The 12,603-nt window shown below is 70.4% G+C and carries 13 protein-coding genes and 1 rRNA gene; all 14 read left to right on the top strand.

Annotated elements, in window-relative coordinates:
- Positions 1–5 precede the first annotated feature (5 nt).
- The 14 genes from rrf to scpB all read left to right on the top strand — a co-directional run bounded on the left by rrf (position 6) and on the right by scpB (position 12,523).
- Positions 6–122 (top strand): 5S ribosomal RNA (gene rrf / locus ACYVGQ_RS18675).
- An 80-nt stretch (positions 123–202) separates the two neighbouring features.
- Positions 203–1,243, top strand: coding sequence for a hypothetical protein (locus tag ACYVGQ_RS18670; RefSeq protein ID WP_460786194.1), 1,041 nt, complete (start codon positions 203–205; stop codon positions 1,241–1,243).
- Positions 1,129–2,079 (top strand): hypothetical protein, encoded by a 951-nt coding sequence (locus ACYVGQ_RS18665; protein WP_460786193.1) that lies wholly within the window; start codon positions 1,129–1,131, stop codon positions 2,077–2,079. The genes ACYVGQ_RS18670 and ACYVGQ_RS18665 overlap by 115 nt, the downstream gene beginning before the upstream one ends.
- On the top strand, positions 2,079–3,110 hold the full coding sequence (locus tag ACYVGQ_RS18660) for an HAD-IIA family hydrolase (protein ID WP_460786192.1): 1,032 nt from the start codon (positions 2,079–2,081) through the stop codon (positions 3,108–3,110). The genes ACYVGQ_RS18665 and ACYVGQ_RS18660 overlap by 1 nt, the downstream gene beginning before the upstream one ends.
- A 9-nt stretch (positions 3,111–3,119) precedes the next feature.
- On the top strand, positions 3,120–3,296 hold the full coding sequence (locus ACYVGQ_RS18655; protein ID WP_460786191.1) for a hypothetical protein: 177 nt from the start codon (positions 3,120–3,122) through the stop codon (positions 3,294–3,296).
- Positions 3,293–4,090: a TlyA family RNA methyltransferase gene (locus ACYVGQ_RS18650; protein WP_460786190.1), complete on the top strand. Its 798-nt coding sequence runs from the start codon at positions 3,293–3,295 to the stop codon at positions 4,088–4,090. The genes ACYVGQ_RS18655 and ACYVGQ_RS18650 overlap by 4 nt, the downstream gene beginning before the upstream one ends.
- Positions 4,087–5,007: an NAD kinase gene (locus tag ACYVGQ_RS18645; RefSeq protein ID WP_460786189.1), complete on the top strand. Its 921-nt coding sequence runs from the start codon at positions 4,087–4,089 to the stop codon at positions 5,005–5,007. Before ACYVGQ_RS18650 ends, ACYVGQ_RS18645 begins: the two co-directional genes overlap by 4 nt.
- Complete coding sequence (gene recN, locus ACYVGQ_RS18640; protein WP_460786188.1) at positions 5,004–6,695, top strand: DNA repair protein RecN; 1,692 nt, start codon at positions 5,004–5,006, stop codon at positions 6,693–6,695. Before ACYVGQ_RS18645 ends, recN begins: the two co-directional genes overlap by 4 nt.
- Before the next feature lie 17 nt (positions 6,696–6,712).
- Complete coding sequence (locus ACYVGQ_RS18635; protein WP_460786196.1) at positions 6,713–8,407, top strand: CTP synthase; 1,695 nt, start codon at positions 6,713–6,715, stop codon at positions 8,405–8,407.
- Entirely contained in the window at positions 8,400–8,996 is a 597-nt protein-coding gene (locus ACYVGQ_RS18630; protein WP_460786187.1) for an NUDIX domain-containing protein, read from the top strand. Before ACYVGQ_RS18635 ends, ACYVGQ_RS18630 begins: the two co-directional genes overlap by 8 nt.
- Positions 8,997–8,998: 2 nt before the next feature.
- On the top strand, positions 8,999–9,901 hold the full coding sequence (gene xerD, locus ACYVGQ_RS18625) for a site-specific tyrosine recombinase XerD (protein WP_460786186.1): 903 nt from the start codon (positions 8,999–9,001) through the stop codon (positions 9,899–9,901).
- 79 nt (positions 9,902–9,980) lie between these two features.
- Positions 9,981–10,871, top strand: coding sequence for a ParA family protein (locus tag ACYVGQ_RS18620; protein WP_460786185.1), 891 nt, complete (start codon positions 9,981–9,983; stop codon positions 10,869–10,871).
- 283 nt (positions 10,872–11,154) lie between these two features.
- The gene (locus ACYVGQ_RS18615; RefSeq protein ID WP_460786195.1) at positions 11,155–11,916 is read left to right on the top strand and encodes a segregation and condensation protein A; all 762 of its coding nucleotides are present in this window, start codon (positions 11,155–11,157) and stop codon (positions 11,914–11,916) included.
- Complete coding sequence (scpB, locus tag ACYVGQ_RS18610) at positions 11,906–12,523, top strand: SMC-Scp complex subunit ScpB (RefSeq protein ID WP_460786184.1); 618 nt, start codon at positions 11,906–11,908, stop codon at positions 12,521–12,523. Before ACYVGQ_RS18615 ends, scpB begins: the two co-directional genes overlap by 11 nt.
- The last annotated feature ends 80 nt before the right edge of the window (positions 12,524–12,603 follow it).

Raw genomic sequence — 12,603 nt, 5'->3', positions numbered from 1 at the left:
AGTGTTTCGGCGGCCATAGCGTGAGGGAAACGCCCGGTCACATTCCGAACCCGGAAGCTAAGCCTCACAGCGCCGATGGTACTGCAGGGGGGACCCTGTGGGAGAGTAGGACACCGCCGGACTTCTTCTGTGAAATGGCCACCCAAGGTTGGGTGGCCATTTCGCGTTAACGAGAAGTTGAAGAGAGCAGGGATCATGCCGGATGAGGAAGAGCGTCGACCACGGCGCCATGACGACGATCGTTCGAGCCCGCGGGACGGCCGTCCGGACCGCCCGCGCCCTGATCGCTCTGCTTCTTCGGATCGCTCTCGTCCCACGTATCGTGAGGGCGGTCCCCGTCGTGAGGGCGGGTATGCGTCTCGTGACGGCGGGCCCGGTCGTGGCGGAGATCGTCGCGACGATGGCTACCGTGGCGACCGCACTCCGCGTCGTGAGGGCGGCTACCCGTCGCGTGAGGCTGGTCCTCGTCGTGACGGTGCCCCGCGTCGCGATGGTGACCGCCGCGACAATGGCGCCCCTCGTCGTGAGGGTGGGTATGCGTCGCGTGATGGCGCTCCGCGTCGTGAAGGCGGCTACCCGTCGCGTGACGGTGCTCCGCGTCGTGAGGGCGGCTACCGTGGCGACGGTGCTCCGCGTCGCGATGGCGGCTACCGCGACAATGGCGCCCCGCGCCGTGAGGGTGGGTATGCGTCGCGCGATGGCGCTCCGCGTCGTGAAGGCGGCTACCGTGGCGACGGCGCCCCGCGCCGTGAAGGTGGTTACCCGTCGCGTGATGGCGCTCCGCGTCGTGAGGGCGGCTACCGCGGCGACGGTGCCCCGCGTCGTGAGGGCGACCGCCGCGACAATGGCGCCCCTCGTCGTGAGGGTGGATATGCCTCTCGTGATGGTGCCCCGCGTCGTGAGGGAGGCTATCCGTCGCGTGATGGCGCCCCGCGTCGTGAGGGTGGGTACCCGTCGCGTGACGGTGCTCCGCGTCGTGACGGCGGCGACCGCCGCGACAGTGGCGCCCCTCGTCGTGAGGGCGGCTACCGCAGTGACGGTGCTCCGCGTCGTGAGGGCGGCTTCCGTCGTGACGACCGTGACGGCCGTGACCGGAAGCCCTACCCGCAACGCGGCGGCGCTGAGCGCGTGCGCGATGTGCGCGCCGGCGACGACCGCCCGCGTTACGACGCGCCTGCGATCCCTGACGACATCACGGCGAAGTCCCTGCATCCCTCGGCCCGCAACGAGCTCAAGACGCTGAGCAAGGAGAACGCGGAGCAGGTCGCCCGCCATCTCGCCATGGCCTCGCAGCTGATCGACGAGGATCCGACGCTCGCTCATGAGCACGCGCTGGCGGCATCTCGCCGTGCCGGTCGCATCGCTGTCGTGCGCGAGACCCTCGGCATCACCGCGTATGCGACCGGCGACTTCGCGCTCGCGCTCCGCGAGCTGCGCACCTACCGGCGGATCTCAGGCAAGGAGGACCAGATCGCGTTGATGGTCGACAGCGAAAGGGGCGTCGGACGCCCCGATCGCGCGCTCGAGACCGGGCGTTCTGTGGACCGCGGCAGCTTGGACATCGAGGTGCGCGTCGCCTTGGCGATCGCGATGTCCGGGGCACGTCTGGACCTCGGGGAGACCGAGCTCGCGCTCGGTGAGCTCGAGATCCCCGAGCTTGACCCGGATCGCGCCTTCAGCTGGAGCCCCGCGCTCTTCGCCGCCCGTGCCGCGGTCCTCGAAGACCTCGGGCGCGATGAGGAGGCGGATTTCTGGGCGAAGCGTGCGGAGGTCGCGCTCGAGGCACTGGGACTCGATGAGGCCGGCGATGAGGAGATCTTCATCGAGGACACCCTGATCGAGGACGGCGACATCTCCGACGAGAACGAGATCGGCAGCATGGATTCCGCCGTCGGGGATGCGGATTCCGGCGACGCCGACAGCTATATCCTGGATGCGGATGCGGATGCGGATGCGGATGCGGATGCGGATGCGGATGCGGATGGAGCAGCCGCGGTCACGACCGAGGACGAGATCGCGGCGGAGGTCGCGGAGCTGCTGGACGAGGACGACCACGCCGATCCGGAGCAGAACGACTGATGGGGCTGTTCTCGAAGAAGCGCTTCACGCCGCTCGAGGGCATCGAGGTCGTCCTCGCCGACCTGGACGGCGTCGTCTACGCGGGCCCAGGCGCTCTCCCGTACGCTATCGACAGCCTCAACGCCGTGACGGCGGAACGCCGGCTCGGCTACATCACGAACAACGCGTCGCGCACGGACGCGTCCGTCGCGCGGCACCTCACCGAGCTCGGCCTGACCGTCTCGGCGGAGGAGGTCGTCACCAGCCCGCAGGCGGCCATGCGCCTTCTCGCATCCATCGTGCCCGCCCCCGCGACGCTTCTGGTCGTCGGGGGAGAGGGACTCGTCGTCGAGGCGGAGAAGGCCGGCTACACGGTCACCCGCAGCGCGGAGGATGCCCCGGACGCCGTCGTGCAGGGCTTCGCCCCTGACGTCTCCTGGACCGACCTCGCCGAAGCGGCTTTCGCGTTGAAGGTGCCAGAGGAGGAGGGCGGTATCCCGTGGATCGCGACCAACAACGACTGGACGATCCCTCGAGAGCGCGGTGTGGCCCCCGGCAACGGCACCCTGGTCTCCGCTGTGCACACCGCCGTCGGCCGCCTCGCCACCGTGGCGGGCAAGCCGGAGGTGCCGATCTTCGAAGAGGCCGTCGCCCGCTTCGGAGGGCGGCGGACGCTGTTCATCGGCGATCGGCTCGACACCGATGTCCTGGGGGCGAACCGCGCCGGTATCGCATCCGCACTGGTGCTGACCGGCATCGACCGACCCAAGCACGTGCTCGCCGCTCCCGAGGGGTCCCGCCCGACCTTCGTCCTCGGCGACCTGCGCGACCTGCACGAGCCCTATCCGGAGGCGACGCGCAAGGACGGCGCCGTCACAGTGGGCGACGCGACGGTGCGGGTGAACGGCGGCGACGTCGAGATCCTCGCAGAGGGCGCACGCCAGATCGATCTGCTGCGCGCCGGCGCCCTGGCCGTCTGGGAATCGGGGACGCCGATCTTCGTGCTGCGGGTGCCAGAGCGCCTCTACGACGATCCGTTCCATCGGCCGTAGGCTGAGGGAGTGAGCGACGACACCACGAGCAGCCCCGCGGACGGACTCTGGAGTCGTCTGCGCCTGATCGAGGGCCAGCCGCTGCCCGCACGCGCCGACGCGTACGCGACGCTGCACGAGGAGCTGTCGCGCCGTCTCGAGGCGGGCGCCAAGCTGGACCAGCGAGAGAAGACGTCGGAACGGTGACCCGTCTCGACGCCGCCCTCGCGGCCCGTGGACTCGCCCGCTCCCGCACGCATGCCGCCGCCCTCATCGCGGATGGACTCGTGTCGGTCGCAGGGCGCCCGGTCGTGAAGGCCTCCTTCGCCGTCGGCGACGACGCCGAGATCGCGGTCGCCGTCGTCGACCACTATGTGAGCCGCGCCGCGCACAAGCTCATCGCAGGCCTGGACGGCTTCGGCGTCCCCGTCGCCGGTCGCCTGGCACTCGACATGGGCGCATCCACCGGCGGCTTCACGCAGGTGCTGCGCGAGCGCGGCGCGGAGAAGGTGCTCGCGGTCGACGTCGGCCACGATCAGCTCGCGGCCGACGTCGCGGAGGACGCCGGGGTGATCGTCGTCGAGGGGTACAACGTGCGCCACATGACGCCCGAGAGCCTCGCCGAGGTCACGGGGGAGCGCAGAGCGCCCGATCTCATCGTCGGGGATCTCTCCTTCATCTCGCTCACGCTGATCTTCCCCTCGATCGCGGCGGTGGCGGCATCCGGCGCGGACATCCTGCTGCTCGTCAAGCCGCAGTTCGAGGTGGGGCGCACCGCCGTGCGCGGAGGGCTGGTCACCGACGGTCCGACCAGGGCGGACGCGGTCGCCCGCACCGTGTGGAGCGCCTGGGACGACGGTCTGGGCATGCTCGGCATCCTGCCGTCGCCGATCCTGGGCACGCACGGCAACGCCGAGTACCTTGTTCACATGGCGCCGGGGCGGGGGAGCTCTCCGGCAGAATGGACGAGACGGATCGACGAACTGGCAGGAGGACGATGAACGAGCGCAACATCCTGGTCGTCGCCCATGCCGGCCGTGAGGACACGGTCGCCGCCGCCCGCAGGGTCATCGACTCGCTTCGCGACGCCGGCGCGCGTCCGGTGCTGTCCGCGGACGACAAGGCGGAGCTCTCCGCGGTCGACGGCGATTTCAGCGACGTCGACGAGCTGGGAGCGACCGTCCTCGCCGACGAGCTGGAGCTCGCGATCGTGCTCGGCGGAGACGGCACGATCCTGCGCGCCGCCGAGCTCGTGCGCGACAGCGGCGCCCCGGTTCTCGGCATCAACATGGGGCACGTCGGATTCCTCGCCGAGATCGAGCGTGACGACATGGATGCCGCGGTGCGCCGCGTCATCGATCGCGACTACGAGGTCGAGGAGCGGCTCGCGCTCTCGGTGCGGGTCAAGGACGCCGCCGGCGCCGTCGTCTACGAGACCTGGGCCCTGAACGAGGCCACCGTCGAGAAGGCCAGCCGCGAGCGCATGATCGAAGTGGTGGTCGAGATCGAGGGCCGGCCGCTGACCAGCTACGGCTGCGACGGCATGGTCGTCTCCACGCCGACGGGGTCCACGGCCTACAACTTCTCCGCGGGCGGACCGGTGATCTGGCCGGGCGTCGAGGCGATCGCGGTGATCCCGCTGTCCGCGCACGCCCTGTTCGCCCGTCCGCTCGTCGTCAGCCCGGACGCCTCGGTCGCGATCGAGATGATGGAGCGCACGAGCGGCATCGGCATCCTCTGGTGCGACGGTCGCCGGTCGCACGAGCTGCCCCCTGGCGCACGGGTCATCGTCCGTCGCTCGTCGCGGCCCGTCCGGCTGGCACGGCTGCATCCGGCCGCGTTCACGGACCGGCTGGTGCGCAAGTTCCGCCTGCCCGTCGACGGGTGGCGGGGCAGCGACGCGGAGAGCGCATCGTGATCGAGGAGATCCGGATGCAGCACCTCGGCGTGATCGCGGATGCCGTGCTTCCGCTCGGGCCCGGATTCACCGCGATCACCGGTGAGACCGGAGCGGGCAAGACCATGGTCGTCACCGGGCTCGGCCTGCTGCTCGGTCAGCGCGCCGACTCCGGCGCCGTCCGCGCCGGGGCTGCGCAGGCGGCAGTGGCCGGCGTCTGGGTCGTTCCCGACACGGGCGCTGTGGCCGACATCGTCGCGGATGCCGGCGGAGAGCTGGAACCGGCGGACGCCGGCGCCTCGGAGCTCTACGTCTCCCGCACGCTGAGCGCCGAGGGGCGCAGCCGCGCGAGCGTCGGAGGGAGGGCCGCGCCCGCCGGAGTCCTCTCCGCCCTCGCCGAGGAGCTCGTGGTCGTGCACGGCCAGTCCGAACAGCTGCGATTGAAGTCCGCCTCTGCGCAGCGCGATGCCCTCGACCGCTTCGGCGGCGCGCCGATCGCGGCGGCTCTCGCCGCCTACGGCGCGGCGTTCGAGCGCTGGCGCGCTCTCGACGCGCGGCTGAGGGATCTCACCGACAATCGCGACCGCCGCGCCGACGAGGCCGCGCGCCTGCGCGAGGCGCTGGCGCTGATCGAGGCCACGGACCCGCAGCCGGGGGAGGACGAGGCCCTCGCCGAGCGCGCGGAGCGTCTCGCGAACTCAGAGGAGCTGCGGCAGGCGGCGGCGCTCGCGCACGGCGCCCTGTCCGATGAAGACGGAGACGCGGACGCATCCGGTCTCCTGGCAGAGGCGCGCCGCATCCTCGAACGGGTGACCGATCCCGCCCTCGCCGGCATCGCGGAAGGACTCGCCGAGGTCGGCTACCGTGTGGCGGACCTCGCCGGGCAGCTCGCCGGATATCTGGCGGACCTCGACGAGTCCGGGCCGCACGAGCTCGCAGCGGTCGAGGAGCGCCGTGCCGCCCTCGCCACGCTGGTCAGGGCGCACGGCTCGCTCGACGCCGCCCTCGACCTGTGGCAGTCCGGTTCCGCACGGCTCGCCGAGCTGGACGACGACACCGACCGCGTGGAGCGGCTGGAAGCCGAGCGGTCCTCCGCCCGCGCGGCGCTCGATGAGGCCGCCGAGGCGCTCACCGCGGTGCGGAGCGAGGCCGCCGTCCGGCTCGGCGTCGCCGTCTCCGAGGAGCTGCACGCCCTCGCCATGCCGGATGCGACCCTGGAGGTCGCGGTCTCGCCGGGGATGGAGAGCACCCATGGGCGCGACGACGTCGCCATCCTGCTCGCTCCGCACCCGGGAGCGGAGCCGCGCTCCGTGGCGCGCGGAGCATCCGGCGGAGAGCTGTCCCGCGTGATGCTCGCGATCGAGGTCGTGATCGCCGGAGCCGATCCCGTCCCGACCTTCGTCTTCGACGAGGTGGACGCCGGCATCGGAGGAGCGGCCGCGATCGAGGTGGGACGGCGACTCGCCCGGCTCGCCGAGACCTCGCAGGTGATCGCCGTCACCCACCTCGCGCAGGTCGCCGCCTTCGCGAACAACCATCTCTCCGTCGTGAAGTCCAACGATGGCGCGGTCACCGCGTCCAGCGTGCGCCGACTGGAAGGTCAGGACCGTGAGGCGGAGATGGCGCGCCTGCTGTCCGGACTCGCCGATTCGGACGCCGCGCTCACCCACGCCCGTGAGCTGCTCAGCCTCGGCGCCACCGCGAACTGATAGGATTGAAGCCCGTGATGAACTCTTCCGACGCGGGGCCCAAGAACGACACCACCAAGCACATCTTCGTCACCGGCGGTGTCGTTTCGTCTTTGGGCAAGGGGCTCACCGCAGCCAGCCTGGGCAATCTCCTCACGGCGCGCGGTCTCCGCGTCGTCATGCAGAAGCTCGATCCCTATCTGAACGTCGACCCTGGAACCATGAACCCGTTCCAGCACGGCGAGGTCTTCGTCACGGACGACGGCGCCGAGACCGACCTCGACATCGGCCACTACGAGCGCTTCCTTGACATCAACCTGTCGCAGGCGGCCAACGTCACCACCGGCCAGATCTACTCGCAGGTGATCGCCAAGGAGCGCCGGGGAGAATATCTCGGCGACACCGTTCAGGTCATCCCGCACATCACCGACGAGATCAAGCGCCGCATGCGCCTGCAGGCCCATGAAGAGCCCCGACCGGACGTCATCATCACCGAGGTCGGCGGTACCGTCGGCGACATCGAGTCGCAGCCCTTCCTGGAGGCCGCCCGGCAGCTGCGCCATGAGCTCGGCCGCGACAGCGTGTTCTTCGTGCACGTCTCCCTCGTCCCGTTCATGGGAGCGTCGGGCGAGCAGAAGACCAAGCCCACCCAGCACTCCGTCGCCGCTCTCCGCCAGGTCGGCATCCAGCCCGACGCGCTCGTGCTGCGCAGCGACCGGCCGGTGAGCGAGTCCAACCGCAACAAGATCGCCCTGATGTGCGATGTGGACGTCGAGGGCGTCGTGAACACGGTCGACCTCCCGAGCATCTACGACATCCCCTCGACCCTCAACGAGCAGGGCCTGGACAGCTACATCGTCCGCCGCCTCGGCCTGGACGCCAAGGCCGCCGACGTCGACTGGACGCGCTGGAACAAGGTCCTGCACGCGGTGCACAACCCCAAGCACGAGGTCACGATCGGCCTGGTGGGCAAGTACATCGACCTGCCGGACGCCTACCTCTCCGTCACCGAGGCGCTGAAGGCCGGCGGCTTCGCCCAGGAGACCAAGGTCAGCATCCGCTGGATCCCCTCCGACCTGTGCGAGACGCCGGAGGGCGCGAAGACGCAGCTCGGCGCGCTGGACGGCATCTGCGTTCCCGGCGGCTTCGGCATCCGCGGCATCGAGGGCAAGCTCGGGGCGCTCCGGTTCGCGCGCGAGCAGGGCATCCCGACTCTCGGCCTCTGCCTCGGCCTGCAGTGCATGGTCATCGAGTACTCGCGCAACGTCGCAGGCATCGCGGATGCCTCGTCGAGCGAGTTCGACCCAGAGACCACTGCGCCCGTCATCGCGACCATGGCCGAGCAGGTGGACATCATCGACCACGGCGACCTGGGCGGCACGATGCGCCTCGGCCTGTACCCCGCGCGCCTCGCCGAGGGATCCATCGCCGCGGAGGTGTACGGGACGACGGAGGTGCAGGAGCGCCACCGCCACCGTTACGAGGTCAACAACTCCTATCGCGAGCGGATCGCGGGAGCGGGTCTCGTCTTCTCCGGACTCAACACCGATCTCGACCTCGTCGAGTTCGTCGAGCTTCCCCGTGAGGTCCACCCGTACTACGTGGCCACCCAGGCGCACCCGGAGCTGCGCTCGCGTCCGACGGATCCGCACCCGCTCTTCCGCGGTCTCGTCGGTGCGGCGATCGAGCGGCACCGCTCCAGCGAGCTGTTCGACGTCGAGTCCGATGACTGATCCCGCACCCATGACCGCGCTGCGCGACGAGGCGTTCGAGCCGGAGGTGCTTCAGAGCGACCTCGTCTACAAAGGCTGGGTGTGGGACGTCCGCTCCGACCGTGTCGCCTACGGCGGCGGTGAGATCATCCGTGAGTACGTCGCGCACACCGGGGCGGTCGCCGTCGCCGCGATCGATGACGAGGGCAGGGTGCTGCTGATCCAGCAGTACCGGCATCCGATCCGGCATCGCGACTGGGAGCTTCCGGCCGGGCTGCTCGACATCCCGGGGGAGGAGCCGCTCCGCGCCGCGCAGCGCGAGCTGGCCGAGGAGGCGGACCTCGTCGCGTCGCACTGGGAGCCGCTGGTGTCCACCTGGACGACCCCCGGCGGCAACGACGAGATGATCCACGTGTTCCTCGCGACAGGCGTCTCGTCCGCCGCGGAGGCGCACGCGCGCGAGGACGAGGAAGCCGACATCCGTGTCGAGTGGGTTCCGCTGTCGGATGCCGTGGATGCCGTCCTGGCGGGGCGCATGCACAACGGCATCCTGTCCATCGGCGTGCTCGCTGCCGAGCGACGGCTCCGGGGCGCGAGCACCGGGCGGTAGCCGTGCTCGTCGCGCGCGCGATCGACGCCTATCTCCGGCACATCACGATCGAGCGCGGGCTGTCGGCGCACACGGTCGCAGCGTATCGCCGCGATCTCGGGGTGTACGCGGCGTGGCTGGCGGATGCCGGCATCGACGACACCGCGGCCGTGACCGGCTCCATCGTCAGCCGGTTCATCGCGGATCGATCCGCCGCTGTCCCACCGCCGGCGGCGACGAGCCTTGCGCGGCTGCAGTCGTCGGTGCGGGGCCTGCACAGATTCCTGGTGCGGGAGGGGATCGAGGTCGAGGAGCCGACAGGGCGGCTGCGCCCGCCGAAGGCGCCGCAGCGGCTGCCCAAGGCGCTCACCATCGATCAGGTGGAGCGCCTGCTCGCCGCCCCCTCGCCCGACGAGCCGATGGGCATCAGGGACCGCGCCCTGCTCGAGCTGCTGTACGCGACCGGCGCGCGCGTCTCTGAGGCTGTCGGCCTCGATGTCGACGACCTGGCCCACGGCGAAGTCCTCCGGTTGCGGGGCAAGGGATCCAAGGAGCGGATCGTGCCGGTGGGATCCTATGCGCGCCGGGCGGTGGACGCCTACCTGACGAGGGTGCGGCCGGGGCTCGCGGCGAAGGGGAAGGCGACGGCGAGGCTCTTCCTCGGCGCGCGCGGTGCTCCGCTGTCCCGGCAGAGCGCATGGCTCGTGATCCGCGCGGCGGCAGACAAGGCGCAGATCACCTCCGAGGTGTCGCCGCACACGCTGCGCCACTCCTTCGCGACGCATCTGCTGCAGGGCGGCGCCGACGTGCGCGTCGTCCAGGAACTGCTCGGGCACGCCTCTGTGGCGACCACTCAGATCTACACCCACGTCTCCGTCGATACGCTTCGCGACATCTACGCGACCTCCCATCCGCGTGCCCGCTGATGTCGATCGCGGCGGGGGAGCACCGACTTCCCCCTTGTCCTCGCTAGAATCGACCGAGCACGAAGGAGCAGGAGAACCGGTGGCTGAGAACGCGGCGAAGTCCAAGGGCAAGGCGTCGAAGGGCGACGAGACCCCGATCGGACCCACCGGGCGCCCCTATCACGGCTTCCCGACGCCCGCGCCGTTGGAATCCCATGGGCCCGCCCGCATCATCGCGCTGTGCAACCAGAAGGGCGGCGTCGGCAAGACGACGACCTCCATCAACCTCGCGGCCGCTCTCGCCGAGTACGGTCGCAAGGTGCTCGCCGTCGACTTCGACCCGCAGGGCGCGCTGTCGGCGGGGCTGGGCATCCAGACGCACGACGTGCCGACGATCTACGATCTGCTGCTGGACATCAAGCGCGATCCGCGCGAGGTGATCGTGCACTCCTCGACGCCGGGCCTCGACGTGATCCCCGCGAACATCGACCTCTCGGCCGCCGAGGTGCATCTCGTCAACGAGGTCGCCCGCGAGACCATCCTGTCGCGGGTGCTCCGCCAGGTCGCGGGGGACTACGACGTCATCCTCATCGACTGCCAGCCCTCGCTCGGGCTTCTGACCGTGAACGCGCTCACCGCCAGCCACGGCGTGCTGATCCCGCTCGAGTGCGAGTTCTTCGCGCTGCGCGGCGTCGCGCTGCTCATCGAGACGATCGACAAGGTCCGCGACCGCCTGAACCCGGCCATCACGCTCGACGGTCTGCTCGCAACCATGTACGACCCGCGCACGCTGCACTCCCGTGAGGTGCTCGAGCGCGTCGTCGAGGCCTTCGGCGACGACGTGCTGGAGACCGTGATCGGTCGCACCGTCAAGTTCCCGGATGCTTCGGTCTCGGGCGTCCCCATCACCGAGTTCGCGCCCGAGCACGCCGCAGCGCAGGCGTACCTCCGACTGGCGCGGGAGCTGGTCGCCCGTGGCGCCGTCGCGTAGCGACGGCGCCACCCCGCCGGAGGCGGGAGAGGGCACTGCACCTGAGGTCGTCGGCTCGGCCGACGACCGGTTGGCGCGTAGCGACGGCGAGTCGCCGGTTTCCTCCTCGTTCGTTGAGCGAGCCGGAGGCGAGTCGAAACGGGGTTCGGCGGGGGAACCCGTTTCGACTCCGTCGGCTGCGCCGTCGTCGCTCAACGAACGGGAGGAGCAGGCGTCGTCGTCGTCGCTCGACGGGCGGGAGGGCGAGGAGAGCGAGCGGGACGACGCCGGCTTCCGCGTCTCCCTGAACGGCTTCGACGGCCCCTTCGACCTGCTGCTGAATCTCATCTCGAAACACGAACTCGACATCACCGAGATCTCGCTGAGCAAGGTCACCAACGAGTTCATCGCCTATCTCGCCGAGCTGGATGCCGAGGAGGAGCTCGACCAGGCATCCGAGTTCCTCGTCGTGGCTGCGACTCTGCTCGACATGAAGGTCGCGGGTCTCCTCCCGCAGGGTGAGCTCGTCGACGCCGAGTCCGTGGCGCTGCTGGAGGCGCGGGATCTGCTCTTCGCGCGCCTGCTGCAGTACCGCGCCTTCAAAGAGGTCTCGGCCTGGTTCGCACGGAGCCTCCGACGGGAGGATCGCCGGCATGTCAGAGCGGTCCGGCTCGAGGAGAGGCATCGCCGCCAGACGCCGGAGCTCGTCTGGGCGCTCAGCGTCGACGACTTCGCCGCCCTCGCTCTGCTGGCCTTCGCACCCAAGGAGATCCCGCACGTCGGTCTCGACCATCTGCACGCGCCGCTCGTCAGCATCCGCGAGCAGGCGGCGATCGTGGTGACCCTGCTGCGGAACACCGAATCGCTGACGTTCCGCGAGCTCGTCGCGGGCACCTCGGAGCCAGGGATCGTCGTGGCCCGGTTCATCTCGGTGCTCGAGCTCTACCGGCACGCGGCGCTGTCCTTCGAACAACTGGAACCGCTCGGCGAGCTGACGCTGCGCTGGGCAGCCGACTCCTGGTCGGACGAGATGCTGGCGACCCTGGGAGCCGACTATGACCGATGACGTGACCACACCGCTCGACCCCGCGGAGACGGCCGAGGCGATCGGATCCGATGCGCCCTTGACGGAGAAGCTGGAGGCGATCCTGCTCATCCTGGAGGAGCCGCTCGGACTCGTGGCGCTGGCAGCCGCCGTCGGCGCGCCCGTTCCCGCCGTGCGGCAGGCGATCGAGACGCTCGTGGAGGACTACGACGGTCGAGGGCGCGGACCCCGGCGCGGCTTCGAGCTGCGCGAGGTCGGCGGCGGATGGCGGCTGTACGTCCGCGACGACCACGACGACCTCGTCGCGGAGTTCGTGGGCGGGCAGGCCCCCGCCCGACTGTCGCAGGCGGCACTGGAGACCCTCTCGGTGATCGCCTACAAGCAGCCGGTCACCCGCGGCCAGGTCGCCTCCATCCGCGCGGTGAACGTCGACTCCGTCGTGCGCACCCTTCTCGCCCGCGGCCTCATCACGGAGCTGTTCGCGGACTCCGAGACGGGGGCGATCAACTACGGCACCACGGACGCGCTGCTGCAGAACCTCGGCATCAACTCGCTCGACGAGCTCCCGCCGATCTCCCCGCTGCTCGACGACGGCTCGAACGGCTTCGACGAGAGCGGCATCCGATGACCCTCCGCCCGTTCGAATCGCGCGAATGGACGCATTCCGGGGCCGAAAGCATACATTTGCGCGATTCGAACGAGGAGCGG

The organism is Microbacterium tumbae (genome assembly GCF_054780175.1).
The sequence above is the reverse complement of the archived record's forward strand: the minus strand, read 5'-3'. Positions and strand labels throughout refer to the sequence as shown.